General features: G+C 67.6%; 14 protein-coding genes. 5 read left to right on the forward strand and 9 right to left on the reverse strand.

What is annotated here, in order from left to right; all coding sequences use genetic code 11:
- Positions 1 to 40: 40 nt before the first annotated feature.
- From AC2A1N_RS13480 to AC2A1N_RS13490, 3 genes are read right to left on the reverse strand one after another with little or no spacing between them, the layout of a single operon-like run.
- Complete coding sequence (locus tag AC2A1N_RS13480) at positions 41 to 1756, reverse strand: alpha-amylase family glycosyl hydrolase (RefSeq protein ID WP_061479198.1); 1716 nt, start codon at positions 1754 to 1756, stop codon at positions 41 to 43.
- On the reverse strand, positions 1756 to 3243 hold the full coding sequence (locus AC2A1N_RS13485; RefSeq protein ID WP_164092705.1) for an MFS transporter: 1488 nt from the start codon (positions 3241 to 3243) through the stop codon (positions 1756 to 1758). The genes AC2A1N_RS13480 and AC2A1N_RS13485 overlap by 1 nt, the downstream gene beginning before the upstream one ends.
- Positions 3240 to 5441: an MGH1-like glycoside hydrolase domain-containing protein gene (locus AC2A1N_RS13490; protein WP_484372532.1), complete on the reverse strand. Its 2202-nt coding sequence runs from the start codon at positions 5439 to 5441 to the stop codon at positions 3240 to 3242. Before AC2A1N_RS13490 ends, AC2A1N_RS13485 begins: the two co-directional genes overlap by 4 nt.
- A 237-nt stretch (positions 5442 to 5678) precedes the next feature.
- On the opposite strand from AC2A1N_RS13490, the gene AC2A1N_RS13495 reads away from it, so the two are divergent.
- Together AC2A1N_RS13495 and AC2A1N_RS13500 are read left to right on the forward strand one after the other, a co-directional pair.
- Complete coding sequence (locus AC2A1N_RS13495; RefSeq protein WP_484372534.1) at positions 5679 to 7733, forward strand: glycoside hydrolase family 97 protein; 2055 nt, start codon at positions 5679 to 5681, stop codon at positions 7731 to 7733.
- 275 nt (positions 7734 to 8008) lie between these two features.
- Positions 8009 to 10765: a TonB-dependent receptor gene (locus AC2A1N_RS13500; RefSeq protein WP_346477072.1), complete on the forward strand. Its 2757-nt coding sequence runs from the start codon at positions 8009 to 8011 to the stop codon at positions 10763 to 10765.
- Between the two features lie 220 nt (positions 10766 to 10985).
- Here AC2A1N_RS13500 and AC2A1N_RS13505 read toward each other — a convergent pair whose 3' ends face one another.
- Entirely contained in the window at positions 10986 to 12599 is a 1614-nt protein-coding gene (locus tag AC2A1N_RS13505) for an alpha-glucosidase family protein (RefSeq protein ID WP_484372537.1), read from the reverse strand.
- A gap of 214 nt (positions 12600 to 12813) precedes the next feature.
- Here AC2A1N_RS13505 and AC2A1N_RS13510 point away from each other — a divergent pair, with 214 nt between their 5' ends.
- Positions 12814 to 13812 carry a polyprenyl synthetase family protein gene (locus AC2A1N_RS13510; RefSeq protein ID WP_061479203.1) on the forward strand — a complete coding sequence of 333 codons (999 nt, stop codon included), beginning with the start codon at positions 12814 to 12816 and terminating at the stop codon, positions 13810 to 13812.
- Between the two features lie 84 nt (positions 13813 to 13896).
- Here AC2A1N_RS13510 and AC2A1N_RS13515 read toward each other — a convergent pair whose 3' ends face one another.
- The gene (locus AC2A1N_RS13515; RefSeq protein WP_484372539.1) at positions 13897 to 14682 is read right to left on the reverse strand and encodes a dienelactone hydrolase family protein; all 786 of its coding nucleotides are present in this window, start codon (positions 14680 to 14682) and stop codon (positions 13897 to 13899) included.
- Between the two features lie 133 nt (positions 14683 to 14815).
- On the opposite strand from AC2A1N_RS13515, the gene AC2A1N_RS13520 reads away from it, so the two are divergent.
- The gene (locus tag AC2A1N_RS13520) at positions 14816 to 15409 is read left to right on the forward strand and encodes an SMI1/KNR4 family protein (RefSeq protein ID WP_484372541.1); all 594 of its coding nucleotides are present in this window, start codon (positions 14816 to 14818) and stop codon (positions 15407 to 15409) included.
- A gap of 59 nt (positions 15410 to 15468) precedes the next feature.
- Here the strand turns inward: AC2A1N_RS13520 and AC2A1N_RS13525 are convergent, their stop codons facing one another.
- The 4 genes from AC2A1N_RS13525 to AC2A1N_RS13540 form a co-directional block, all read right to left on the reverse strand.
- Positions 15469 to 16002: a hypothetical protein gene (locus tag AC2A1N_RS13525; protein ID WP_061479206.1), complete on the reverse strand. Its 534-nt coding sequence runs from the start codon at positions 16000 to 16002 to the stop codon at positions 15469 to 15471.
- 95 nt (positions 16003 to 16097) lie between these two features.
- A complete protein-coding gene (murD, locus tag AC2A1N_RS13530; protein WP_484372543.1) occupies positions 16098 to 17507 on the reverse strand; it encodes a UDP-N-acetylmuramoyl-L-alanine--D-glutamate ligase in 1410 nt (469 codons plus the stop codon).
- Positions 17488 to 18840, reverse strand: a complete 1353-nt coding sequence (murL, locus tag AC2A1N_RS13535; RefSeq protein ID WP_061479208.1) for a UDP-N-acetyl-alpha-D-muramoyl-L-alanyl-L-glutamate epimerase — start codon at positions 18838 to 18840, stop codon at positions 17488 to 17490. Before murL ends, murD begins: the two co-directional genes overlap by 20 nt.
- A 76-nt stretch (positions 18841 to 18916) precedes the next feature.
- Positions 18917 to 21511: a bifunctional aspartate kinase/diaminopimelate decarboxylase gene (locus tag AC2A1N_RS13540; RefSeq protein ID WP_061479209.1), complete on the reverse strand. Its 2595-nt coding sequence runs from the start codon at positions 21509 to 21511 to the stop codon at positions 18917 to 18919.
- A 75-nt stretch (positions 21512 to 21586) separates the two neighbouring features.
- On the opposite strand from AC2A1N_RS13540, the gene AC2A1N_RS13545 reads away from it, so the two are divergent.
- Positions 21587 to 22462 carry a PhzF family phenazine biosynthesis protein gene (locus tag AC2A1N_RS13545; RefSeq protein WP_484372546.1) on the forward strand — a complete coding sequence of 292 codons (876 nt, stop codon included), beginning with the start codon at positions 21587 to 21589 and terminating at the stop codon, positions 22460 to 22462.
- Positions 22463 to 22554: the final 92 nt, after the last annotated feature.

Raw genomic sequence — 22554 nt, forward strand, 5'->3', positions numbered from 1 at the left:
GAGCATTGGCTCGGCTCTACAGCCGCCTGGCCCAGGCCGATCAACGCCCCAGACGCACGTCCCGCGCCTTCTGGTCGGCCATCGCCTTGTCCAGTTCGGCCTGCAGTGCCGGCTGCTGCACGGGCGCATCCAGCACGTAAACCTTCACCCCATGCGCCGGCACGTCGGTCTTCAGCTGCCGCTCGACCTTCACCGTGCCGCCATCCAGCGCGTCACGCCACGTGCCGGCCTGCAGGTAGCGATCCACCTCGAAGGTGCGCGCCACATCGCCCTTGTTCAGCAGCACCAGCGCCGTCTGCGCCACGTCACCGTGCTGCAGCACGCGGAAGAACACGGCCTCATCGCCCTGCAGCCGCTCGTTCACCTGCAAGCCACGCTGCAGTGCCGGGGTCGCTTCACGCAGTTTGGCGATACGCTGCAGCGGCGCGAAGATCGGGCTCTGCGGCGCAGCGTCCACACGCGGCTGGCCGAAGTAGGCACGGTTGCCTGCGTGCTCGGCGCGGCCACGCATGAAGCCGGTCTCCGAGCCGTAATAGACCACCGGAATGCCGCGTGCGGTGAACAGCCAGTTGTGCGCGTCGATGAAGCCGTTGTCGCTGGCCTGCAGGCGCGGCATGTCGTGGTTGTCGTAGAAGCTCATCAGCTCGTACGGATTGGCATACGGGCCGCCGCTCAGGTGCAGCGGCTCGGCCAGGGTCTCGAAGCCCTTGCCGGCAGTGCCGAAGGTCTGCTCCAGAGCACCGCGCAACGGGAAGTCGAGCACGCTGACATTGGCGTTGGCCGGCCAGGTGTGCTCGGCAATGGTCGCCGCGTTGTAGTCGAAGGCTTCGCCGAACATGAACATGCCCGGGTGCTCGGCGCGGATGCGCTTGACGAATTCATGCCACCACGGGTGCGGCAGCCAGCCGATGGTGTCGATGCGCAATGCGTCCACGCCCTGCGCGGTCCACTGCAGGTAAGCGCCGACCAGGTAATCCATCACCGCCGGATTGTCCTGGTTGAAGTCGGACAGCTCGGCCAGGTTGCCGTCGAAGATCGAGCCGTCCTTGCTGTCGACCGGACCGATGTTGTTGTAGAACGCGTGCAGCGGGTTGTGCTTCGGGTCCAGCTTCTGCGGCGGCAGGTTCTGGTGGTCGGCGATCAACTTTCCATCCTTGTCGAAGATCTGACCGAACTGCGGTTGCCGTGTCGGCATGGTCCAGGCCGGCGAACCGTGGTTGCCGACGATGTCCAGCACCACCTTCAGGCCGGCACCGTGCAGGCCCTTGGTCAGTCCGGCGAAGTCCAGGTCCCTGCTGGGCAGGTGCTCATCGAGTCTGTAGAAGTTGATGCCCCAGTAGCCGTGGTAGCCGGTCTTGCCGCGGTCGGTCAGCGTGCTGGTGCAGCTGATCGGCTTGCTGCCGGTGAAAGCTTGGTCGGGGTTGTCGATGATCGGCGTGATCCACACCGCGCCGAACCCCAGGTTGCGGATGTACTGCGCATTGTCGAGCACGCCACGGAAGTCGCCGCCGAGGTAGCCGATGTTGCCGTCCACCTTGTCCGGGCATGGCACCGGGATGTCGAAGGTGCGGTGCGCGCCACCCTGGCCGCGATGATCGTTGGATGGATCACCGTTGACGAAGCGGTCAGTGACCACGAAGTACACCGCATCGCTGGCGAACGGTTCGGTGGTGCCGACGTAGTCCGGGCGCGGCGTGGCCACGGCCTGGCCGGCGAACAGGGCAAGGGAAACGGCAACAGCCAGTACACCACGCATCACACCACCTCCGGACGGGACGGAACCCGCAGCACGCACAAGCCGGCGACGAACAGGCTGCAGCCGCCCAGCACCAGCACATGCATCGGCTGGCCACCCAGCCATGCGCGCAGGGCAAAGCCGAGCGCACTGGCCGCCACCAGCTGCGGGATCACGATGAAGAAATTGAAGATGCCCATGTACACACCCATCTTCGACGCAGGCACGCTGTCGGACAGCAGTGCATACGGCAACGACAGGATCGAGGCCCAGGCAAAGCCCACACCCACCATCGACAGCAGCAGCCAGTGCGGGTCGCGGATGAACATCAGCGAGACCAGGCCGGCAGCGCCCAGCCACAGGTTGACCAGGTGGCTCCAGCGCAGGCCGATCGCACGCACCATCGGCGGAATCAGCACCGCCGCCAGCGCAGCGAAGCCGTTGTAGGCGCCAAACAGCACGCCCACCCAGTTGGCACCTTCGTTGTAGGCCGCCGACTGTGGATCGGTCGAACCGAAGTGGGTACCGGCCACCGCAGCAGTGGTGTAGATCCACATGGCGAAAAGCGCGAACCATGAGAAGAACTGCACCCACGCCAGGCGGCGCATGGTCACCGGCATCGCGCGCAGGTCGCCGACGATGGCGGCCAGCATATGCGTGGCCGGCAACGCACGCGCGGCCGCCAGCAGCAGGCCGTAGCCGGCGCACAGGCCTGCCAGCACGTACAGCATCCTGTCGCCTTGTCGCCAGGTGATCAGCAGCGCCAACAGCACACCCAGCCCTAGCCACAGGGCCACCCGCGTCCATGGCGCCGGGCCGTTGATCACCGCTCCCGCATGATGCGCCGGCGGCTCGGCATCATCGAAGGCAGCCAGCTCTGCTGGTGAATATTCGCGGGTGCTGACCACCGTCCACGTGATCGCCGCCAGCAGCACCGCCGCGCCGAAGTAGAACGCATAGCGCACGGTGTCCGGCACCTCACCGGCGGCGGCCGTATTGGCAACGCCGAAGTGGGCCAGGATGAACGGCAGGAAGCTGGCGACGATGGCGCCCACACCGATGAAGAAGCTCTGCATCGCATAGCCGGCCGGACGCTGGCGTGGCGCCAGCTGGTCGCCGACGAAGGCTCGGAACGGCTCCATCGATACGTTGATCGAGGCATCGAGCACCCACAGCGTGCCGGCCGCGATCCACAGCGTCGGTGAATTCGGCATCACCAGCAGGGCCAGCGTGGTCAGCACCGCACCGATCATGAAGAACGGACGGCGCCGCCCCCAGCGCGTCCAGGTGCGATCGGACAGGTAACCGATCACCGGCTGCACCAGCAGGCCGGTCAGCGGCGCGGCGATCCACAGCCCCGGTACCGCGTCGATGTCCGCGCCCAGCGTCTCGAAAATTCGGCTGGCGTTGGCATTCTGCAGGGCGAAGCCGAACTGGATGCCGAGAAAACCGAAACACATGTTCCAGATCTGCCAGAACGACAGCTGGGGTTTGGCGGGGCGATTCATCGCGCGCCCTCTACGGCCACGGGCGCCACCGTCAGCGCCTGCACCTGCGCCTGGTTGAGCACGCCGTCGCGCCCGCCCTTGCCCCCGGTGTAGTGCGCGAAGTGCTGCAGTGTGCTCATGTTGAAGCCCTCTTCAAGCGTGACCGCGCATCGGCCCTTCGGCACCGGGAACGTCGCCGAGGTCGAGTCCTGCACGGCCACGCTGTGCGGCAGGGTGACGGTGTGCCGCTGCAACGGCTGGCCCGGGCACTGCAGCACCAGCTGCTTCACCGCGGCGGTCACGCCCGTGTTGATCGGCCCATTCGCGTTGCTGTACTGCAGGCGCAGGCGCACCTGCCCCGCCTTGGCCGAGGTGAACTGCCAGCGCTCGGCACCCTTCAATCGCTGCTGCGGACCGACGCAGACCATCGGACTGTGCAGCGATTCCAATGCGCCGTCGCGCCGGGTCAGGCTCAGGCAATGCTGCAGGCCATCGTCACCGATGCGTGCCAGGCCATTGCTGGCGGTGAGCGCGCGGCCGTCCTGCCACAGCACCTGGCCGGCAGCGACCTCGACATTCCAGCCCCTGCCCTCGCGTCGCGCCTGCGGTGCGGCCGGCGTGGCCGGTGCGCGCGCATTGGCGTCGGCCGTCGTCGCCACGCTGCGCGGTGCCGCTGCGGTGGCCACCAGCTGCACGGTGGTGGTGGCACCACGCGTCTTTACCTCGCCCGCCACCAGCAGGCCATCACCCACCTGCTTCGGCCGCTCCAGCACATAGCGCTTGCCATCGGCCTCCAGGGAGATGCGGCGCTGCTTGCCGAACAGTTCGGGGACCAGCGCGGCTGGCAGCTTGGGCTGCACGCGGCCATCGTCCTGCACGCCGAACACGCCCTCGACCACCATCGACAGATATCCAGCCACCGACCACAGCTGGCGCTCCGAATTGACGACCGGCCCGCTGAGCGCACCTTCATCGACATGCACGGCCTGGCTGACCAGCTCGTAGTTCTCCATGTTGGAGCCGGCCAGCGCGGCACCCTGCATCAGCGAGCGGATCTCGGCGGCAATGCGCGGCGCATCGTCCAGCTGCCGCGCCGCACGCAGCGAGTAGGCACTGACGAACGGCCAGATTGCCCGGTTGTGATAGATCGGCTGTTGTGCTTCCTGCGGCCAGACCACCGGGCTGCCGGCCGGGCCCATCGGATACGCCGCCAGCGCACGCCGCGCGCGCTCGGGCGGCAGCACCTCGGCGAGGATGCCCAGCGAGAGGCCGAGCAGATCGACCTTGGCGTACGGCACCGGGTGCGCGGCTTCGCCGATGTAGCTCATGTACTGGCCGATATCCTCGCGCCAGAAGCGCGCATCGATCTGCTGGGCCAATGCATCGGCCCAAGCCTTGTAGTCGGCCGCGCGGGCATCGCCGTGCTGCCCGGCCAGGCGTTCGGCCAGGCGCAGTGCCTGGTAGTGCAGCACGTTGGTGGACAGTGCGTAGGAATCACCGATGAAACGCACATCCTCGCGGGTCCAGTCTGGATAGGTCTGCTCGCGCCAGTCCAGGAAGGAGGTCTCGCCGCGGTACAGGCCCATCCGCGCGTCGAACACCATCGCGCGGTCCTGCGCCAGCGTGGCCTGCAGCGCCTGCCAGACCTGATCTGCAAACGCGCGATCCTCCAGCAGGTGACGCGCGGCCAGGAACCACACCACGCGGTCGCTGCTGATCGGCCAGCTGCCGCCGGAGCCGGTGTCCTGCGCAACGAACAGGCCGGGCGTATGGCCATCGCGCGCCGCCGACAGCTTGAACTGCAGCGACTGCCGGGTGCGCTTCGGGTCCAGGCGTGCGAGCGCCAGATCGGCGGCAAAGCTGACATCGCGCGTCCACACATAGGGCCAGCGCGCGCCGGTCTGGAAGCACTCGCAGGGCACCGGCCGGCCTTCGTCGAAGGCGGGATCACGGATCGCATCCACGCGGTCCTGGTCCATCTCCTGCTGGGCCAGTGCGAACAGGGCATCGAACATCACGCTGCCGGTCTGGCTGCGCATCGGCATCGGCGCGATGCGCACCTCGCCGCGCCCTTCCGGTGTGCGCGCATGCAGCACGAAGCTGCCCTTGGCAACGGCTTCGGCGCGCGCATGGCGGCCGTCGAATTGCAGGTCGGCCGCCTGCGCGGTCGTCCCCAGCGCTGCCCCCAGGGCAGCGGTCAGGCAAATGATCTTCAGCATCGAAGCGGCGGACCGGCTCGCGCCCGTCGGCCTCCCTCCCTCTCTGCACGCGTTGTAGGTCCGCACCGTCGTTGCCGGCGGGCGGGCGCGGCCCCTCCCTCAAGGTGCCCTGGCGCCATGGTAGACGCGGGGCTGTCGGCTGCGTCCAGTTGCATACGTATTCATGGCGTCGCGCGGTAGCGCACCCGCCGCGCTGGCTTATGGTCCGGGTCTGCCAACGGCGCCTTGGGAGGGGAATTGCCGATGTCACCCACTGCTGTACGCGCGGTATTCGCGCACATGCTGGGCCTGGCCCTGATCGGATGGGCCACGCTGGTACAGGCCGCGCCCCAGGTGGCCAGCGTCGAATCGCCGGGCAAGGTGTTGAAGGTCAGCCTGGTGCTGGACGGCGGCACGGCCCGCTACCGGGTCGAGCGCCTGGGCGACACTGTGGTGGAGGATTCGAAGCTCGGCTTCGCCCTGCGCGACGGTCGCCTGGACCGCGATTTCACCCTGCTGGGCCAGCAGCGGCACAGCGTCGATGACACCTGGGAGCAGCCGTGGGGCGAACGCCGGCTCACCCGCAACCATTTCAACGAACTGACCGTGCAGCTGGCCGAAACCACCGGCAGCAAGCGCCGGCTGGATGTAGTGTTCCGCGTCTACGACGATGGCCTCGGCTTCCGCTACGTATTCCCCGAGCAGCCGAATCTGCGCGAGGCCATCATCGATGACGAGCTGACCGAGTTCGCCATCGCACAGGACTCCACCGCCTGGTGGATCCCCGCCGGCGAGCCGATCCACTACGAGTACCTGTACCAGCGCACCCCGCTGCGCGAAGTACCGCTGGTGCATACGCCGATGACCCTGCGCAGCCGCGATGGCCTGCATGTGGCCATTCACGAGGCCGCGCTGGTGGACTACGCCGGCATGTGGCTGCGCCGCAGCGAGGGGCAGCGCCTGCGCGCGCAGCTCTCGCCCTCGGCCGAAGGCTGGAAGGTGCGCCGCACCCTGCCCTTCGCCACGCCGTGGCGCACGCTGCAGATCGCCGACCGCGCCGGTGGCCTGGTCGAATCGGACCTGATCCTCAATCTCAACGAACCCAATGCGCTGGGTGATGTGAGCTGGGTGAAGCCGGCCAAGTACCTGGGCGTGTGGTGGTCGATGCACCTGGACAACGAGAGCTGGGCGACCGGGCGGAAGCATGCAGCTACCACCGCCAAGACGAAAAAAGTCATCGACTTCGCCGCGGCGCACGGCTTCCGCGGCGTGCTGGTGGAAGGCTGGAATCCGGGCTGGGACGGCATGTGGGTGGGCAATGGCTACGACTTTGATTTCACCCGCGCCACGCCCGATTTCGATATCGAATCGCTGTCGGCGTATGGCCTGAACAAGGGCGTGCACCTGATCGGTCACCACGAAACCGGCTGCGCCATCGAACATTACGAGGCCCAGCTGGGCGCCGCGCTGGACCTGTACGCACGGCTGGGCGTGGACCAGTTCAAGACCGGCTACGTCTGCGACGACGGCCAGGTCGACCGCCGCAATCCCACGGGGGGCCCACTGTGGCGCGAGTGGCATGACGGGCAGTTCATGGCCCGCCACCATCTGAAGGTGGTGCAGGAAGCCGCGCGCCGGCACCTGTCGGTGAACCCGCATGAGCCGATCAAGGACACCGGCCTGCGCCGCACCTATCCCAACTGGATCTCGCGCGAAGGCGCTCGCGGCATGGAGTACAACGCCTGGGGCCAACCACCGAACCCGCCGGAGCACGAGGTCAACCTGGTGTTCACCCGCATGCTGGCCGGGCCGATGGACTACACCCCCGGCATCCTCAGCCTGAAGGGCCGCCACGGCCAGGCCATCCCCAGTACGTTGGCCCGCCAACTGGCGCTGTACGTGGTGCTGTACAGCCCGATCCAGATGGCCGCCGACCTGCCCGAACACTACCTGCAGCATCGCGAGGCGTTCCGTTTCATCGAGGACGTGGCGGTGGACTGGGAGCAGAGCCGCGTGCTCGATGGCGAAGTGGGTGACTACGTGACGATCGTGCGCCGCGACCGCAACAGCCGCGACTGGTTCCTCGGCAGCATCACCGATGAACACGGCCGCGTGCTGCCGGTGTCACTGGGCTTCCTGGAACCTGGCGTGCGCTACCGCGCCGAGATCTACCGCGATGGCGAGGGCGCGGATTTCCGCAGCAATCCATTCGCGTTCGTTCGCGAAACCCGCGAAGTGACCAGCGCCGATGCAGTGACGCTGGTGCTGGCACCCGGCGGTGGCCAGGCCATTCGCTTCACGCCGATCCGCTGAACGTTTTCCTGCATGCGCCCCCGTAGCGCCCGAGCCCACGCTCGGGCGGCGGTGCGTAGCACCGAAATGCAGCCGAGCATGGGCTCGGCTCTACAGAACGAGACACATGAAAGCGATTACATCCCTGCAGACGCCATTGAATACGTATGCAGGGTGATTCCCGCGAAGAACGCGCTGCCTACCATAGCGGCGACGACAGCGGCCACCGCGTCGCACGTTCACGGCCCCGCCGGAACGCTCACAAATCGATCTGCAACATTGCCTGGGAGGGGAAAATGTTGAACCACAAGCGCAGCGCGCTGAGCATCGCGCTGGCCGTTGTCCTGGCGCCGACGCTGGCGTCGGCACAGTCCACGCAGAGCACCACCACACCGGCCGGCACCGCCGCCACCAACCTCGATACGGTGCAGGTCACCGGCATCCGCCGCGGCATCGAGAGCGCGATCGCGGTCAAGCAGGACGCCACCTCGGTGGTCGAAGCGATCTCCGCCGAAGACATCGGCAAGCTGCCCGACGTCAGCATCGCCGAATCGATCTCGCGCCTGCCCGGCCTGGCCGCCCAGCGCGTGGCGGGCCGCGCGCAGGTAATCAGCGTCCGCGGCCTGTCGCCGGACTTCGCCACCACCCTGCTCAATGGCCGCGAAGTGGTCAGCACCGGCGACAACCGTGGCGTCGAGTTCGACCAGTATCCGTCCGAGCTGGTCAACGGCGTGACCGTGTACAAGACCCCGGACGCGGCGCTGGTCGGCCAGGGCCTGTCGGGCACCATCGACATGCAGACCGCGCGCCCGCTCAGCTTCGGCGAGCGCGTGATCGCGGTCAGTGGCCGCTACCAGAAGAGCTCGCTGGGCCGCGCCGCCAACACCGATCCGTACGGCAACCGCTTCAGCGCCAGCTACATCGACCAGTTCCTGGACAAGACCCTGGGCATCGCCATCGGCTATGCGCACAGCGACATGCCGATCCAGGAGAACCAGGTCGGCCTGTACGAACCGTGGACCACCGAGCACACCGACAAGGGCGACCGTCCGGGCGTGGGTGCCGGCACCTACTTCTCCGATGGCATCAAGGCGCTGCGCCGCACCGGCAACAACAAGCGCGACGGCGTGATGGCCACGATCCAGTTCCGGCCGAACAACAGCTGGACCAGCACCTTCGATGCATTCCACACCGAAGCCGAGCAGATCGACACCGCCAACCAGTTCGAGCTCAACCTGAGCAACTACAACGGCAACTACACCCCGGGCCTGCTGGTCAGCAACCCGCAGGTCAACGCCAATGGTTCGTTCACTGGCGGCACCGCCAGCGGCGTGTACCCGCTGGTACGCGGCATGTACAACAAGCGCAAGGACAAGATCGACGCGTTCGGCTGGAACAACGAGTTCAATTTCAGTGGCGTCAAGCTGGTCGCCGACCTGAACTACTCCAAGGCCACGCGCGACGAGCTGAACCTGGAAAACAACCTGCAGCTGACGCCGATGCCGCAGCTGGATACGGTCGGCGTGTCGATCCGCCAGGACGGCTTCTCGCAGATCAGCCCGGGGCTGAACTACTCCAACCCCGACGCGTTGTTCCTGACCAACACCATCTACGGCTCCGGCTACGGCAAGGTGCCGCAGGTGGAAGACCGCCTGAAGGGTGGCAAGCTGGCCGCAACGATCGCCTTGCCCGAAGCGATCGCCTCGTGGGCGCCGGACATCGACATCGGCGTGAACTACGCCGACCGCCGCAAGGTGAAGACCCAGTCCGAAGGCAACATCCTGCTGGGTGCGCAGGGCGATGCCAACATCGCCTCGGACCTGCAGTATCGCCCGGTCAACCTCGGCTTCGCCGGCCTCGGCACCATCCCGGCCTGGAACGTGCCCGCCGCGGTGGGCCGCTACATGACCTTCAACCCGGTCGACAACCTGGACTACCTGATTCCCAAGTCGTGGACGGTGCAGGAGAAGATCACCACCGCCTGGGCGCGCCTGAACATCAACACCGACATCGGCGTGGTTGGCGTGCGCGGCAACATCGGCGTGCAGATGCAGCACACCGACCAGAGCTCGGATTCGCGCTACTGGGACAGCTCGCAAACGGCCGGCAACAACATCCAGCCCTACTCCGCGGGCCGCACGTACAACGACTGGCTGCCGAGCCTGAACCTGGCCTTCCTGTTCCCGCACCAGCAGACGCTGCGCTTCGCCGTCGCCAAGCAGGTCGCGCGCCCGCGCGTGGACCAGATGCGCGCCGGCCTGGAGTTCGGCGTGGACACCGGCACCGGCCGCCCCGGCGGCAGCGGCGGCAATCCGCTGCTGGACCCGTGGCGTGCCACCGCGCTGGACCTGTCCTACGAGAAGTACTTCGGCGAGAAGGCCTACGTGGCCGCCGCGATCTTCTACAAGGACCTGAAGAGCTACGTCTACACCCAATCGGTCGACAACTACGACTTCACCGCGCTGCTGGGCAGCTACGTGCCGCCGCCGGGCATGACGGCACCGGTGCTGACCACCGGCACCTTCTCCGCCCCGCAGAACGGCAAGGGCGGCACGCTGAAGGGCCTGGAACTGACCGCATCGTTCCCGCTGGAGATGCTGACCGACAGCCTGCGTGGCTTCGGCGTGCAGGCCAGCGCGACCTTCAACAAGAGCGACATCACCATCCTGGACCCGGAGAGCGCCTCCAGCGTGGGCAGTGATCCGATCAGCCTGCCGGGCCTGTCCAAGCGCGTGTACAACTTCACCGCGTATTACGAGCGCAGCGGCTTCGAGGCACGGGTGAGCCAGCGCCGCCGTTCGGACTTCATCGGTGAGATCGGCAACTTCAACGGCAACCGCAGCCTGCGCTACGTGGTCGGCGAGAACGTGACCGATGCGCAGATCAGCTACACCTTCAGCGACAGCAGTGCCCTGCGTGGCCTGACCCTGCTTCTGCAGGGCAGCAACCTGACCAACGAGCCGTACCGCACCTACGCCGGCAGCAAGGACCGCCCGCTGGAGTACATCGAGTGGGGCCGCACCTACATGCTGGGCGTGAACTACAAGTTCTGACCACAGCCGGGTAGTGCCGGCCGCTGGCCGGCAACCACCCCATCGGTAGCGCCGGGCCATGCCCGGCGACGGAAGCCAGGAGCAGGACCGGAAACCCGCTGCGCAGGCAGCGGGTTTTCTTTTGCGCGGATGCCGGCCGTTGGTCGGCAAGGCCCACCCACAAAAAAGGGACGGGGCGCTTCGGCCCCGTCCCCGCAAGTACCGCCACCGGAGAAAACGGTCAGCTGCGTCGGGCGCAATACACCGCGCGCGGCGGCAGCTGGAGTTCATTGCCCTGCACCGTGCCCACATCCGGGCCCGGTACCGCCACCTGCTGCCAGTTGCCCGGCGGCAGCGGATGGGTCACTGCCTCGGCCGACAGGTTGAAGGCCAGCAGGAGGGTTTCATCTGCAAGCATACGCTCGAACAGCAGCACTGGCTCGGCGCTTTCAAGGAATCTGATGCTGCCATGCAGAAGCGCCGGCTGGGTATGCCGCCAGGCCAGGAACGCCCGGAACGCCGCCAGCACCGAATGCGGGTCGCGTTCCTGCACGGCCACCGCCGCCGCCCGGTGCTCGGCCGGAATCGGCAGCCAGGGCTGGCCGCTGGTGAAACCTGCTAACGGCGCATCGGTCCATGGCAGCGGGGTGCGGCAGCCATCACGGCCCTTGAAATTCGGCCAGAAGGTGATGCCGTAGGGGTCCTGCAGTGCCTCGAACGGTACCTCGGCCTCGGCCAGGCCCAGTTCCTCGCCCTGGTACAGGCAGACCGAGCCGCGCAGCGAGCACAGCATCGCCACCAGCATCCGCGCCAGGCGCGGATCGGCCGGGTGACCGCCCCAGCGGCTGACCGCCCGCTCCACGTCGTGATTGGACACCGCCCAGCACGGCCAGCCTTCGGTCATCGCCGCTTCCAGCCGCGAGACCGTGTCGCGGATGTAGGCCGCGCTGTAGTCATCCACCAGCAGCTCGAAGCTGTAGCCCATGTGCAGGCGGCCTTCGCGGGTGTACTCGGCGGTGGTCGCCAGCGAGTCCTCCGAGGAGATCTCGCCCAGGCTGACCGCGCCCGGGTACTGATCCAACAGCGCGCGCAGGCGCTCCAGAAACGGCAGGTTCTCTGGCTGGGTGTTGTTGTAGTAGTGGTACTGGTAAGCGTACGGGTTGTCCGGGCTGAAGCCGCGCCCCACCCGCTTCTCCGCCGGCTTGGGCGGGTTGTCACGCAGCTGCGCGTCGTGGAAGCAGAAGTTGATCGCATCCAGGCGGAAGCCATCCACGCCGCGATCGAGCCAGAAACGGACATTGTCCAGGGTGGCCTGCTGCACGTCCGGGTGATGGAAGTTCAGGTCCGGCTGGTCGACCAGGAAGTTGTGCAGGTAGTACTGCTCGCGGCGCGGCTCCCACTGCCAGGCACAGCCGCCGAACAGCGACAGCCAGTTGTTCGGCGGGGTGCCGTCCTCGCGCGGGTCGGCCCACACGTACCAGTCGGCCTTCGGATTGCTGCGGTCCTGGCGGCTCTCACGGAACCAGGCATGCTCGATCGAGGTATGGCTCAGCACCTGGTCGATCATCACCTTCAGGCCCAGGCCATGGGCCTTGGCCAGCAGGCGGTCGAAGTCGTCCAGGCTGCCGAACAGCGGGTCGACGTCGCGGTAGTCGGCGATGTCGTAGCCGAAGTCGGCCATGGGGGACTTGAAGAACGGCGAGATCCAGATCGCATCCACGCCCAGCGCGGCAATGTGGTCCAGGCGCTCGATGATGCCCGGCAGGTCGCCCACCCCATCGCCGTTGGCATCGAGGAAACTGCGCGGGTAGATCTGGTAGATGACGGCTCCGCGCCACCATGGATAGTGCGACATCGACAGCCCCCCTCCGGGCATGCGGGACCCGCCGGCAGCGGGCCGAAATCCTGATCCGGCAAGCTTAGCGGTGGCCTCGCGGGCATGGCGCAACCTGCATACGTATTCACGCGAAGGGCCGCGCAGGCCGGGTTGGAATTGCCGCCCGGGCCGGTTTGCGCCCGAATTCACGGCCAGCGCCTATAATCGATGGTGAGCCTGAAAGCCTGATCGCATGACCATCACCGAAGACACCCGTCCCGCCCTGGGCCTGCCCCAGATCCAGTCGCTTGCCGCGGCCGACATGGCCGCCGTCGACGCCCTGATCCGGCGCCGGCTGTCCTCGGACGTCGTGCTGATCAACCAGATCGCCGACCACATCATTTCCGCCGGCGGCAAGCGCCTGCGCCCGATGCTGGTGATGCTGGCCGGCCACGCGGTCGGCCAGGCCGGCCCGGAGCACCACCAGCTGGCGGCGATCATCGAGTTCATCCACACCTCTACCCTGCTGCACGACGACGTGGTGGACGAGTCCAGCCTGCGGCGTGGCCGCAGCACCGCCAACGCGCTGTGGGGCAACGCGCCCAGCGTGCTGGTGGGCGACTTCCTGTACTCGCGCAGCTTCCAGCTGATGGTCGAGCTGGAGCGCATGCCGGTGATGCAGATCCTGGCCGATGCCACCAACCGCATCGCCGAGGGTGAAGTGCTGCAGCTGCTGCACGTGCACAACCCGGATACCGACGAAGCCGCCTACCTGCGCGTGATCGAGCGCAAGACCGCGGTGCTGTTCGCCGCCGGTACCCGCCTGGGCGCGCTGGCCAGCGGCGTGGATGAAGCGACCCAGCAGGCCCTGTTCGACTACGGCATGCACCTGGGCTACGCATTCCAGATCGCCGACGACGTGCTGGACTACTCGGCCAACGCCGAGGAGCTGGGCAAGAACCTGGGCGACGACCTCGCCGAGGGCAAGGCCACGCTGCCGCTGATCCACGCGATGGCCCACTCTGATGACGCTACCCGCGAGCGCCTGCGCACCATCGTGCAGGACGGCGACGCCTCGGCGATGCCGGAAGTGCTGGCCGCGATCCGCGCCACCGGCGGCCTGGAGTACAGCCGCCGCCGTGCCGAAGAGTACGCCGAAGCCGCCGAGCGTGCGCTCGACGGCCTGGGCGACAATGACGCCGTGGCTGCCCTGCGCGGCCTGGCCCGCTACGCGGTGCAGCGCTCGCATTGATGGGTTGAGGTGTGCCGACCAACGGTCGGCACCCACCAAACCGGCATTCCGGTGGGTGCCGACCGTTGGTCGGCACGCCGTTTATTACCGGAAGCGTTCCTCGAAGAACTCATCCAGCGCCTTCCACGCGCGCTTGGCCGCCCGCTCGTTGTACTGGCAGCCCGGCGGGCTGTTGGCGTCGCGCTCGGCGAAGCAGTGCACGGCACCGCTGTAGTTGGTGAACTCCCAATCGACCTTGGCCACGTCCATTTCCTTCTGGAAAGCGGCGATGTCCTCGGCGGTCACGCTCTTGTCGTCGGCCCCGTTGAGCACCAGCACGGACGGATGGGTGCCACCGGCCTGCGCCGGCAACGGCGAACCCAACCCACCGTGCAGGCTGACCACAGCAGCCAGCGGCGCACCGGCGCGGGCCAGCTCCAGCACCGTGGTGCCACCGAAACAGAAACCGACCGCACCGATCCGGCCGGCATCCAGCGGCACCTTGCCGGCCTGCGCCTTGAGCACGTTCACCGCCTCCAGCGCGCGGGCACGCAGCAACGGCCGGTCGTTGCGCAGCTTGGTCGCCACCGGCCCGGCCTCGGCATCGGTCTTCGGCCGCACACCCTTGCCGTAGACATCGGCCACCAGCACCACGTAGTCGTCACCGGCCAGTTGCTTGGCCTTCTCGATGGCCGATTCGTTCACGCCCTTCCAGTTCGGCACCATCACCAGGCCAGGGCGCTTGTCATGCTCGCCGTCGTCATAGACCAGCACGCCACTGAAGGTCGTGCCCTGGTGTTTCCATTCCACCGGCTGCGTCTTCATCGCCGCCCAGGCCGGCATCGCCGCCAGCCCCAGCATCATCGCCACACCGCAACGCCAACGATTCATGCGCCTGCTCCGCAAGAAAAAGGGGACGGAGGGGATTAAGCCGTAATCGCCCCTCCCGCGCCGCATTCTGCATTGGCGGCGTGACGCAGGTGTGGTTGGATACGACTTAGTCCCCTCCGTCCCCTTTTTTCGCATGAATCCTGTTGATCGCTTTCTGTCTGTCCTGATCCCGCGTTTGCCTGCCGAGGATGCCCCGCAGTGGGCACATGTCCAGGGCGCCAGCGCCGAGGACCTGCAGCGCCTGCGTGCGCAGTGGCCGCAGGTGCCGGACAGCCTGGTGGAACTCCTATCGCGCGTGGATGGCACCCACTACCGGGAGTACCCCGGCGGCAAGGTCTGCGTACTGATGCTGGGCTCGGACGTGGAGGACGGTGGCTACCCGTACTACCTGCGCTCGGTCGCGCAGATCTTCGAGGACCAGCAGCAGTGGGACGACAGCATCCGTTCCATCTACGAAGAGTGGCTGGATGAGGAACCGGAGATTCTCGGCGAGGGCATCGACGCGGATCTGCCGATGAACCGCCGGCTGTGTTTCTCGCACTGCATGAACAACGGTGGCACGTCGATGCTGTACCTGGATTTCGATCCCGCGCCAGGCGGCACCGTCGGCCAGGTGGTGCGCTACCTGCACGATCCGGACAGCTATGCGGTCATTGCGCGGAGCTTCGATGTGTATCTGCAGCAGCTGATCGATGGCGATTACGCGTTCATCGATGAAGACGGATGAAGGCAGCCGAGCGTGGGCTCGGCTCTACAGTAGATCCACGCCATGCGTGGATGACGGCCTCACCCACGCTCGATCCAGTGCAACGTGCCCGGCTCGAATGCCAGCAGATCCGACGCCGCCAGATGCGCGCGCGGCCAGTGGCGTTCCGGCGGCTTCGGCTGCCGGGCACCCACCGAACCCTCGTAATCGCGCACCAGCAGGCCGATGCGCGCGGCCCCAGCCTGCAACAGCGCGTCGATACGCTGCAACCACTGGCCGGCATCGTCCAGCGCTTCATCGCGGCGTGCCTGCTGATCCTGTTCATGCCGCGCCAACTGCGCCGCCAACGCGCGCGCGATCTTCGCTTCGCTCCAGCCCTTCCTGCGCCAGCGTTCGGCATCGCCGTTCCACGCACGAACCGCCTGCGCCGAGGCCAGCGACGTGCCGCAATCGCAGTGCACGGCACTCAACCACGGCTGCCAACCGGGCCCGACCGCTGACTGCAGGCTGGGCGAATCCTGCGCGAACAGGCGCCGGCCACTGCGCTGCATGATCGCGGCGGCTTCAATGTGCGATAAGGATGCGGGCAGGAACAGGGTAATGAAGGTGCACACGCGGCTATCCGGGTCCGTCCGGGGATGCGCCCATGGTAACTCGCCGGGGTCAGAGCCCTTTCCTGAGGAAAGGGATCCGACCCCGATCCGGCGGATCAGGCGATACCCAACCCCGGAATCGCGCTGATGCTGTCCGGATCGAATCCGGCCAGTACGGCGAAATGGCGGCCACGCGCCACGTAGTCGCGGTAAGCACCAAAGCTTGGCGCGCCCGGCGACAGCAGAACCACACCGCCCTGCGCCCCCAGCGCGGCGCGCGCCAAGGCCATCGCCTCGGGCAGATCCGACGCCGCGTGCAGACCAAAGCGACCGGCATCGGCCAGCGGCTGCAGCATGGCATGGATGCGCGGGCCGTTGCTGCCCATGGTCACGATCTCCACCGGCGGCACATCGTGCGCCATGTGCTGCATGAAGTCGGTCCAGTCCAGGCCACGGTCGTGCCCGCCCACCAGCAGCGCGATGCGCTGCCCGGCGAAGCACTCCAGTGCGGCCAGGCTGGCGTGCGGCGTGGTGCTGATCGAATCGTTGACGTAGGTCAGGCCATCGGCCACGCCGATGCGCTGCAGGCGGTTCGGCAGCGGGCGGAAATCCTGCACCGCCGGTGCCAGCGCCACCGCGTCCAGCCCCAGTGCCTCCAGCGCGGCCAGCACCGCGCACAGGTTGCCGCGGTTGTGGCGGCCCGGCAGCGGCGTGTTGCGGGTATCGAACACCGCCTGTTCGCCGCGATGCACGATGTCGCCCCGCATATGCCAGCCCTGCGGCTGGTTGAACCAGACCACCTCACTATCGGGCAGCGACAGTGCCGCCAGGTGCGGATCGGCGGCATTGAGCACGGCAATGCGCGGCGCGGCTTCCGTCACCAGCCGCAGCTTGTCCTCGATGTAACGCTGTTCGCTGCCGTGCCAGTCCAGGTGTTCCGGGAACAGGTTCAGCACCACTGCCACCTGCGGGTGGGTGCCACTGCGCGCCACTTCACCGGTCTGGTAGCTGGACAGCTCGACGGCCCAGTACTCGGGCGCCGGCTGCGGGTCCAGCACTTCCAGCAGCGGCAGGCCGATGTTGCCGACCAGTCCGGTGCGATGCCCGGCCGCGCGCAAAAGGTGCGCGACCAGCGCGGTGGTGGTGCTCTTGCCCTTGGTGCCGGTCACGCACACGGTGTCGTGCACGATGCCATCGTCGGCCGCGTGTTCGGCGAACCACAGCGCGGTGCCGCCGATGAAGGTGGTGCCCTGCGCTGCCGCCGCCAGCGCGATCGGCTGATAGGGGCTGATCCCGGGCGATTTGATCACCACGTCGAACGCGGCCAGTGCTTCAGCAGAAGGCTCGCCACGGACGTCCAGCGCGCCCTGTGTTTCCACGCGTGCGGCCCCGACTTCGGCCGCCGGACAGAACAGGCTCAGCGGCAGCGCGGGCAGGCGCTCACGCAGCACCGCAAACGCGGCGCGGCCCTCGCGGCCCCAGCCCCACAGCACGACGCGCTTTCCTTCAAGCTTCGAAATCTTCACGCACCCGTTCCCACAGCGCAGCCGGAACGCGGTGCTCGCCCTGCAGTTGCAGCAGCGGTGCCAGTTCCAGTTCGGCGGCATCCAGCTGCGGCTGGATCTCGTTGCAGAAGCGCTTCACCAGCACGTCTTCCTTCCACTCCGGGCGCTGCGCCAGCGTCGCCATCGCCGCACGCGATTCGCGGCCTTCACCCACGCACTCGAACGGCTTGTGGTCCTGGAATTCCAGCAGCGCATCGAAGCCACCGGCCTGCTCGGCATCGTCCAGCAGGTTGCGGCCGAAGATGCGCACCAGGCGCGTCTTGGGCATGAACGGGGCCAGCGCCAGGAACACGAAATGGCACTTCGGGCAGACGCCACACCAGCGGTTCACCGGGCGCTCGCCGAGGATGTGGAAATTGCGGTTGCAGCTGGAGAAGTGCGCGTCGTAGAAATCAGTCTTGGCGAACTGGCGGGCCACCGCCAGCTCGGACATCGGTCGCAGCAGCGAGTAGTACTGCAGATCCGCCGCCACGTACTTCCGCACATGGCTGCCGAACGCCTGCTCGCAGGCCCAGCCCTTGGACCACTGGTGGTTCACTTCGCCGGTGCCCGGAATCTGGCTGCCGTAGCTGGCCGAACGCTCGTTGGAGAACACGACCTGGTCCACGCCGTGCAGCAACGCGGCCAGCACCATGATTGCCGAGTTCACCACCGTCACCGGGATATGGCCGTTCCAGGCACCCTGGCGGTTGAGCTCGAACAGTTCCGGTGCCAGCGTGCGGCCCAGGTTCAATGTCGGCAGGCCGGTGCGCTCGGCGCACGCACGGATCAGCTGCGAGCCACCGATCCAGGTCACCGTCTCGTCCACGCCGGCACGGCGCAGCGCTTCGATGCTGACCAGCGAATCCTTGCCGCCGCCGATGGCCACCAGCGCGTGCGGCCGCAGGCCCAGCGCCGGCGCCTGCACGGCCTCGCCCTGCACCGGCAACCGGAAGCGGCCGCGCAGGTTCAGGCCGTTGCGGTAGGCGAATTCGCCCAGGCCATTGAGGTAAATGGTCTCCACCAGTGCGGCGGTATCGGCATCGATGCTGTAACTGTCGATGCTGACCGTATCCGGTACGCCGGCCTTGTAGTAGCTGACGCCGGCGATCAGGTGCAGCAGCTGCAGCGCACGCTGCACGGCGGCGGCGCGCGCCTCGTCCAGCACGAACGGGGCGCCGGGCACGGTGATGGTTTCCACCATCTCCGGGCCGTCGTCGAAGGCGTAGACCAGCCGGGCCACGCCGGTATCCGCCGCGAAGTCGCAGCGGACGAAGCGGAAGCGGGAAACCTGGTGTTTGTCGAAAGCAGTCATGGTGTATCCGGTCAGGCACGGGTCCGCGCGAGGGCGCGGGGCGTGTCGGTGGGCGGGTGCAGGGCGCGGGCGGTGTTCATTCGATCACGTCTTCGCGCGGCAGCATCCGCTGGTTGTAGGTGTTGGCCATCACATAGCCGTAGGCACCGGCATCGGCGATCAGCATCACGTCGTCCGGCGCGGTCGACACCGGCAGCTTGCGGCGCTTGCCAAACACATCGCTGGATTCGCAGATCGGGCCGACCACGTCGAACGCCGCTTCGGCATAACCGCCCTGGCGGCTGAGGTTCTCGATGTCATGCCAGGCGTCGTACAGCGCCGGGCGCATCAGTGCGTTCATGCCGGCGTCCAGGCCGACACGGCGCACGCCGTCCTTTTCCACCACCTGGGTGGCATGGGTCAGCAGCACGCCCGATTCGGCCACCAGGTAGCGGCCCGGCTCGATCGCCAGGCGGAATGCCGGGTGCAGTGCCTTTACCTCGGCCAGGCCCTCGGCCCAGGCGTCCAGGTCGAAGGGTTCGTCTTCATCGCTGTACGGAATCGGCAGGCCGCCACCGATATCGATGGTCTGCACGCTGCCGATGCGGCGGGCGAAACCGGCCAGCTCATCGCACATCAGGCGCCAGTGCTGCGCGGTTTCCACGCCGCTGCCCAGGTGCGCATGCAGGCCCACCACGCGGCTGCCCAGTTCGGTGGCCGCGCGCACGAACTCGTCGACGCGGGCGATCGGCAGGCCGAACTTGGACTCCTTGCCACCGGTGCGGACCTTGGCGTGGTGGCCCTCGCCCCGGCCCAGATCGACGCGCAGCCACAGCTCGCGATTGCGGAACAGGTCCGGCCAGCGCTGCAGCGCTTCCACGTTGTCGACGGTCACGGTCACGCCCAGCGCAAACGCCGCCTCGTACTCGCTGCGCGGGCAGAAGCTGGGGGTGAACAGCACGCGCTTGGGCGACAGTTCCGGCAGGTGCTGGAACACATGCTTCAGCTCGCCGTGCGACACGCACTCCAGGCCGAAGCCTTCGGCTTCCAGCAGCTGCAGGATGGCCGGGTGGCTGTTGGCCTTGATCGCGTAGTAGCGCTGGTCGATCGGCTTGATTGCGGCCAGTGCACGGGCGCGGGCGCGCACCGTCGGCAGGTGATAGACGTAGCGCGGCGTACCGGCATCGGCCAGCTGCAGCAGGTGCGCACGCTGGCCGCGCCACCACGGCGTGCCGCGCGGGCGCACGGTGCCGGCAATCTCGCGCCAGCGCGGGCCGAACACTTCGGTCTCCTCCACCGGCATCGCGCCGCTGTCGATCAGCTCTGCGTGCAGGATTGGCAGCAGGCCATCGGCATCGGCCTCGTCGATGACGAAGGTCAGGTTCAGGTCGTTGGACGACTGCGAGATCATGTGCACGCGCTCGCGGCCGAAGGTGGCCCACACGTCCGACAGCTTGTGCAGCAGCGACCGCATGCCGCGGCCCACCAGGGTGATCGCCGCGCACGGCACGATCACCTTCACCTTGCAGATCTGCGACAGGTCGGCCGACAGCGCGGCCAGCACATCGGTGTTGACCAGGTTCTCGGACGGGTCCAGCGACACGGTGACGTTGGTCTCGGCCGAACCGATCAGGTCCACCGACAGGCCGTGCTTCTTGAACAGGTTGAACACATCGGCCAGGAAGCCGACCTGCTGCCACATGCCGATGCCTTCCATCGACACCAGCACGATGCCATTGCGGCGGCTGATCGCCTTCACCCCCGGCACCGGTGCGGCGCTGCCATCGATGCTGGTGCCCGGCAGTTCCGGGCGCTCGGTATCGAGGATGGCCATCGGCACGCCGGCATCGCGGCACGGCTTGATCGAGCGCGGGTGCAGCACCTTGGCGCCGGTGGTGGCGATTTCCTGCGCTTCGTAATAGTCCAGGCGGGTCAGCAGGCGTGCGTCCGGCACGTCCTTCGGATTGGCGCTGAACATGCCCGGCACATCGGTCCAGATCTCCACCCGGCTGGCGCCGAGCAGCGCACCGAAGTACGCCGCCGAGGTATCCGAGCCACCACGGCCGAGGATGGCGGTACCGCCATCGGCATGCCGCGAAATGAAGCCCTGGGTGATCAGCAGGCGGGTCGGCTGCGCGCGGAAGCGCTGCATCCACTCCGCGTCGGCGCGCCACTGGCAGTTCACCGACAGCCGCTGCGACCAGTCGCTCTGGTTCGGCTGCGGCGGCATCGCGTCCAGCCACTGGCGGGCATCCATCCAGCCCATGTCCAGGCCCGAGGCGCGCAGATAGGCCGCGCCCAGGGTGGAGGACAGCAGCTCGCCCTGGCCCAGCACTTCGGCCTGCCAATCCAGCGGACGGGTGGCCGCCCGCGCATCGTCGAGCAGGCCCTGCAGCGCCGCCAGCCGTTCGGCCAGCACCTCGCGGCCCAGGCCGAGTTCGGCCAGGAAGCCCTCATGGCGCTCGACAAGCGCTGCCACGCGATCACCGCTGTCCGGCGCGCCGTCGGCAATCGCGGTCAGTTCGTTGGTGACCCCGGACAGCGCCGATACCACCACCAGCACGCGCGATCCGGTCTCTTCCGCGCGTTTTTTCGCCAGCTTCCCGATCGTGTCCCAGCGGTGACGACGCGACACCGAAGTGCCGCCGAACTTCAGTACGATCCAACGATCGACAAGGGGGGAAGCTGACATGGATTGGCTATGTAGAATGTGGGGAAGCCGCCCTCGGGGGCGGAACCTTTGATTCTAAGCGCAATATCCCCGTAGATGGCCGTCCTCCGTTACCTGCAGCTCGATGTCTTCGGCCCCCGCCCCGGAACCGGCAATCCACTGGGCGTCATCCTGGACGCCGACGCGCTCTCCAGCAGCCAGATGCAGGCCCTGGCCGCCTGGCTGAACCTGTCCGAGACGGTGTTCTTCCTGCGCCCCACCGCGCCCGGCGCCGACTACCACATCCGCATCTTCACCCCGACCCGTGAGCTGGCCTTCGCCGGCCACCCCAGCGTCGGCGCCGCCTGGGCGGCGGTGACCTGCGGCCTGGCCCAACCGCGCGCCGGCGCCCTGCTGCAGCAATGCGCGGCAGGGTTGCTGCCGGTATGGGTGAGCGGCCCGGCCGAGGCACTGGAGATCCAGCTGGCCAGCCCGCCGGCACGGCAACTGGACACGGAGGCAGGCGGAGCGCCCGCCGCGCTGTTGGCGCTCGCTGCCGACGGGCAGGTGCCGGAACTCTGGGACAACGGCGCACGCTGGTGGCTGCTGCCACTGCGCGATGCCGACGCCGTGCGCAGCCTGCTGCCGGACATGGCCGCGCTGGCCGACTGGAGCCTCGCCACCGACGCTACAGGCCTGGCCGTCTTCGCCGATGAAGCCGGCACCGGCCACACCCGCGTGGTGCGTGCCTTCTGCCCCGCTGATGCGCCCGCCGTGCCCGAGGATCCCGTGACCGGCAGTGCCAATGCACTGATAGGCGCCTGGCTGCGGCAGCACAATGCCCTGCCCGGCCGCGAGGGCCGCTACGTGGCCAGCCAGGGCCGCGAAGTCGGTCGCGATGGTCGCGTGCAGGTACAGGTCGATGCGCAGGGCACGGTATGGATCGGCGGCCAGGTGCAGCCGGTCATCGACGGCCAGATCCGTTGGCTGTAGCAACTGTCTTGTCAGGCGGAGGCCATCTGGGCCTCCGCGTCACGCTTGCGGGCGTTGAGGATCACCAGCATCTTGCGCATCACCGCGACCAG

The organism is Stenotrophomonas maltophilia group sp. SKK55 (genome assembly GCF_057179845.1).

What these genes read in the sequence shown, in the direction of transcription:
- AC2A1N_RS13480 (WP_061479198.1), bottom strand. Translation starts at nt 1,756, where the DNA reads ATGCGTGGTGTACTGGCTGTTGCCGTTTCCCTTGCCCTGTTCGCCGGC.
- AC2A1N_RS13485 (WP_164092705.1), bottom strand. Translation starts at nt 3,243, where the DNA reads ATGAATCGCCCCGCCAAACCCCAGCTGTCGTTCTGGCAGATCTGGAAC.
- AC2A1N_RS13490 (WP_484372532.1), bottom strand. Translation starts at nt 5,441, where the DNA reads ATGCTGAAGATCATTTGCCTGACCGCTGCCCTGGGGGCAGCGCTGGGG.
- AC2A1N_RS13500 (WP_346477072.1), top strand. Translation starts at nt 8,009, where the DNA reads ATGTTGAACCACAAGCGCAGCGCGCTGAGCATCGCGCTGGCCGTTGTC.
- AC2A1N_RS13505 (WP_484372537.1), bottom strand. Translation starts at nt 12,599, where the DNA reads ATGTCGCACTATCCATGGTGGCGCGGAGCCGTCATCTACCAGATCTAC.
- AC2A1N_RS13510 (WP_061479203.1), top strand. Translation starts at nt 12,814, where the DNA reads ATGACCATCACCGAAGACACCCGTCCCGCCCTGGGCCTGCCCCAGATC.
- AC2A1N_RS13515 (WP_484372539.1), bottom strand. Translation starts at nt 14,682, where the DNA reads ATGAATCGTTGGCGTTGCGGTGTGGCGATGATGCTGGGGCTGGCGGCG.
- AC2A1N_RS13520 (WP_484372541.1), top strand. Translation starts at nt 14,816, where the DNA reads ATGAATCCTGTTGATCGCTTTCTGTCTGTCCTGATCCCGCGTTTGCCT.
- murL (WP_061479208.1), bottom strand. Translation starts at nt 18,840, where the DNA reads ATGACTGCTTTCGACAAACACCAGGTTTCCCGCTTCCGCTTCGTCCGC.
- AC2A1N_RS13540 (WP_061479209.1), bottom strand. Translation starts at nt 21,511, where the DNA reads ATGTCAGCTTCCCCCCTTGTCGATCGTTGGATCGTACTGAAGTTCGGC.
- AC2A1N_RS13545 (WP_484372546.1), top strand. Translation starts at nt 21,587, where the DNA reads ATGGCCGTCCTCCGTTACCTGCAGCTCGATGTCTTCGGCCCCCGCCCC.